Below are 501 nucleotides of genomic sequence, written 5' to 3'. Positions count from 1 at the left end.
GTGCTTTGTTCGGCGGCCTGCAGAACAGGGTCATATTCCAGCAGCACGGCGCCGATGATCGTACCCTCGGGATTTTCGATCGGAACAGCCAGTATGGCGTTCACTTCCTCCGGATCGACAAATCTGCGCGGAATGCCGTCCGCCAGGGTCTGGCCGATTTCGTTGCCGGGGTCGTGACCGAATTTGTCGCCGACCTGGTGCTCTTCGTCTGCGGCATGGGCGAGGATGGTCTTGTTGTTGTCGAGGACCAGGAAATCCCGGTGCAGGCGGCGGTGCTGGTGCAACATGAATTGCTTGAGCGCCTCGGGCCGCTCGAGCAGCGAAGGCGTCCCGTCGGATGATTTGAAGACGATGGTGTCGGCCAATTCCCGCGCGACGTTGGTCGCTTCGGTCAACCCCAACGATTTGGTCGCCACTTTCTGCGTAAAGATCGCGACGCCACCGACCAGCCCGATCAGAGCCGCGGCAGCCACCATGGAGAGAATGAACTGACTCTTGATG

Annotated in this window: 1 protein-coding gene; it reads right to left on the bottom strand. The window is 60.3% G+C overall.

What is annotated here, in order from left to right; translation table 11 throughout:
- Window positions 1–473 (bottom strand): hypothetical protein (locus EN964_RS38040; protein WP_206528858.1); only part of this gene is annotated, 473 nt, incomplete at its 3' end.
- Between the last annotated feature and the right edge of the window lie 28 nt (window positions 474–501).

The sequence above is a fragment of the Mesorhizobium sp. M7A.F.Ca.CA.001.10.2.1 genome (assembly GCF_003998575.1).
GTDB lineage: Bacteria > Pseudomonadota > Alphaproteobacteria > Rhizobiales > Rhizobiaceae > Mesorhizobium.
Note: the sequence above shows the minus strand (reverse complement) of the source record. Positions and strands in the feature narration are given on the sequence as shown.